This window comes from Bradyrhizobium sp. CSA112 (genome assembly GCF_029051645.1).
GTDB lineage: Bacteria > Pseudomonadota > Alphaproteobacteria > Rhizobiales > Xanthobacteraceae > Bradyrhizobium.
In genome coordinates, this window is sequence record NZ_JAACFS010000086.1 from 1 (window position 1) to 3,135 (window position 3,135).

The 3,135-nt window shown below is 57.9% G+C and carries 4 protein-coding genes; all 4 read left to right on the forward strand.

Going from position 1 to position 3,135, the window contains the following annotated elements; translation table 11 throughout:
* Positions 1 to 141 precede the first annotated feature (141 nt).
* On the forward strand, positions 142 to 387 hold the full coding sequence (locus GWE18_RS41695; RefSeq protein ID WP_275191272.1) for a hypothetical protein: 246 nt from the start codon (positions 142 to 144) through the stop codon (positions 385 to 387).
* Between the two features lie 97 nt (positions 388 to 484).
* Entirely contained in the window at positions 485 to 1,129 is a 645-nt protein-coding gene (locus GWE18_RS41700; RefSeq protein ID WP_275191273.1) for an RNA-directed DNA polymerase, read from the forward strand.
* A 275-nt stretch (positions 1,130 to 1,404) separates the two neighbouring features.
* Positions 1,405 to 1,674: a hypothetical protein gene (locus GWE18_RS41705; protein WP_275191274.1), complete on the forward strand. Its 270-nt coding sequence runs from the start codon at positions 1,405 to 1,407 to the stop codon at positions 1,672 to 1,674.
* 708 nt (positions 1,675 to 2,382) lie between these two features.
* A partial coding sequence (locus tag GWE18_RS41710; protein ID WP_275191275.1) for an RNA polymerase factor sigma-32 occupies positions 2,383 to 3,135 on the forward strand: 753 nt, incomplete at its 3' end.

Consider the following 3,135-nt stretch of genomic DNA (forward strand, 5'->3'; position numbering starts at 1 on the left):
GACAAAGTGAAGCCCGAATGGGCCCTGATTTGCACCGCTCACAACCTCGTCAAGCTGGCGAGGGCCGCATGAGCCGCTATCATTCGGATAAAACCGGCTTCCCGATGCTAACTGGACAGGCTCCTAGGAGTTCGCAACGCGGTGAAGACCGCGCGGAACAAGGTCAATGCTTTCGTGCGTGAGGTGGTGAAGGACAAGAACGTTGATCCAAGCCACGGCTGGCGCCATCGCTTCAAGACCGTCGGCATCGATCAGGGCGTCGATATGCGCGTGCTGGATGCCATTCAGGGACATGCGCCGCGCAATGTCTCGGAGGGCTACGGAGACGTGACCATTAAGGCGAAGGCGAACGCCATCGCGAAATTTCCATCCATCGACGTTGCGTAGAGGCGGTCCACTTTCGGGAGTATCTCACAAGACCGGTGAAATGCACGCGAATCGATGTTAGTAGTTCGTCTACTACCGAGAGTTTAGCGGGGGCATCATGCTGTCGGGAATGAATTCCGAGTTTCTGTCGAGTTGCATTCACGGCAGAGACCTTCTCAACGACGATTGCGTTGCGGGCCACTATGATGCGGATGAACTTGCGAGGCGGGCAACGACTGTCGTCCAATACGGCTTCGCCGCCCTTAAACTTGAGCAAATCCTTATTAAGCGAAAAGCCGCGCAGTGCGTTCGAACGACGCCGCACGCCGTGGTTCTGCGGGGACTCAATAAGCTGATTCGGCAGGCAACGCAGATTCGTCCCTCCGATCGAGATACGATTATTCGACGGCTAACGACTGTGCTGCAAGAGGGGGTCCCTCACCGAGTCTACAAGTTCGACATTAAGGCGTTCTTCGAAAGTGTGGATACCAAGCGTCTATTCGAGCAGGTAGCGAATATTCCGTCCCTGCCGAGAAACGCTACAATTGTTCTCTTGAACTATCTAAGCGAGCTGAAGTCACGAGGCATCGTAGGTTTGCCACGAGGCGTTCCTCTCAGTGCAACGTTGTCTGAATTTGCGTTGCAGACGTTTGATCGTGAACTGTCTCTCCTGCCAGAGATATACTTCCATGCGCGATATGTGGATGATATTGTCATTGTCACAAGCGCTCGTGAAAATCCCCGCGATTCGCACGCAAGATAAGAAGACTCTTGACGCCCTTGGGGCTCGAACCTGAGCTGGGCATGGTAATGCAACGTGATCTTCAACGTAGGTCGAATGGTGGAGCTGAAATGGAAAGAATCGGGTGTTCACGTCGTCAATCTCATCCTCGCGGCTTTCTTGCTTCTGACGCCATGGATGTTCGGATTTGCATCCGACCATGTTTGCGGCGCCGAACGCGTGGGTGAGCGGCATTATCATCGGCGCAGTGGCGATCACAGCGCTCACGAAATTCGCCGGAGGAATGGATCAATCTCCTGCTCGGGGTGTGGGTTCTGATTTCGCCCTGGGGTGCTGAGTTTCTCGGCTCAGACGACAGCGACATGGGCTCACGGCGGCATCGGGCTAATCGTCGCCGGGCTGGCAGGCCTGAGGCTGTGGTTCATGCATCAGCCGCCACGGCAGCGGGTCGGCGCCCAACGATAAGGATGCGCGATGAGGATGCGGTTGTAACCCGGCCCGCATCCCGCAGTTTTTGCGATGCAACGGGGTCGGGCCCGCACATGACACCCGCGCTTGGCAATTAGAAGACACTACCAGGAACGGGTGCAGGAAACGTCGGTTCAGGGCTCGGCGTCGAGATGAGATAAAGCGCGCCTGCGACGAGCATCACGGCAGTAAGCGCTAGTCCAAGCATGGCCAAAGCCAGTTCGTATGGGTCTTCCATGGAATGGAAATCCGGTCCCTCCTAGAGGCTATCCGGCCGGCACCCCTGCCCCTTTTGCCGCCCGGTTATTTGAGAGCCCTTGGCGGCGGAAAGCCCTCTTCTGTTGGCGGCTCTAGCCAAGGGTCCCAGCCGCCGTGCGCAACTACTGCAAAGGTGCTGGCGCACCCGTTATGACAATCGTCAGGATGAACAGCCTGCTCAGAAGGCAGCCTGTCATGCCGATCAGCTTTCCGACTTCGGAGCGCTCGAAGAACATTGCTTATGCCTCCTCATTTCGCTACCCGAACCGAGACCAGCCCTCCCGGGTTGAACCGATCAAGCTGCCATCGCAACACGGTCGGTCGATCCACTTAGTGAAACGGCGATGGCTTGCAAGGCCGAGTTGAATGATTTCCAGCGCGCGTACGCTGCGGACAAATTCTCGGTCTCCCTGAAACCAAAACGGCGATTTGCTCGTTTTTTGCTTGCCGCGGTAAGCGGTCCGGGCGCCCTCAGGGCCCGGCGGAGACGGGCGCCGGAGGTGTCCGGGGCCTGCTCGTATCCATCTTGCTCCTTGGAGGATTTGGCTATGAGGACTTACGACATCACTCCCCTGCGGCGGTCCGCTCTGGCTGCTCCGTCTGTCGACGCCGGATTGTCGAGCTATCTCGCCGAAATCCGCAAATTTCCAACCCTCACGCCAGAGGAAGAACTCGCTTACGCAAAACGCTGGCGCGAGCATCGGGATCGCGACGCGGCATTTCAACTGGTCACCAGCCACCTCAGGCTGGTCGCCAAGATAGCGATGCGCTATCGCGGCTACGGCCTTCCGATCGCCGACCTCGTCTCCGAAGGCAACATCGGCCTGATGCAGGCCGTGAAGCGCTTCGATCCTGACCGGGGTGTCCGCCTCGCCACCTATGCGATGTGGTGGATCCGGGCCACGATCCAGGAGTACATCCTTCGATCCTGGTCCCATGTGAAGGTCGCCGCCAGCGCCACCCCGAAGAAATTGTTTTTCAAACTGCGGCAGGCCAAGAGCGCGATCTCGGCTTTCCAGGACGGCGATTTGCGGCCGGACCAGGCGGGGCTGATTGCCGAGCGTCTCAAGGTTGCTGAACGAGACGTAGTCGACATGAATAGGCGTCTGCAGGGCGACGTGTCGTTGAATGCACCGGTCCACCACGACGAGGATAAAGCCGGCGATGTATTGGATTGGCTTGTTGATCCCACACCAACCCAGGAAACAGCGTTCGCCGAGCAGCAGGAGACCGCTTATCGCCATCAGGCCCTGAAGAGTGCCATCGAGACGCTTAACCCTCGCCAACGTCGAATCTTCACC

Bases quoted from the DNA above. Each gene is read 5' to 3' on its own strand.
- GWE18_RS41700 (WP_275191273.1), top strand. From the start codon at position 485: ATGCTGTCGGGAATGAATTCCGAGTTTCTGTCGAGTTGCATTCACGGC.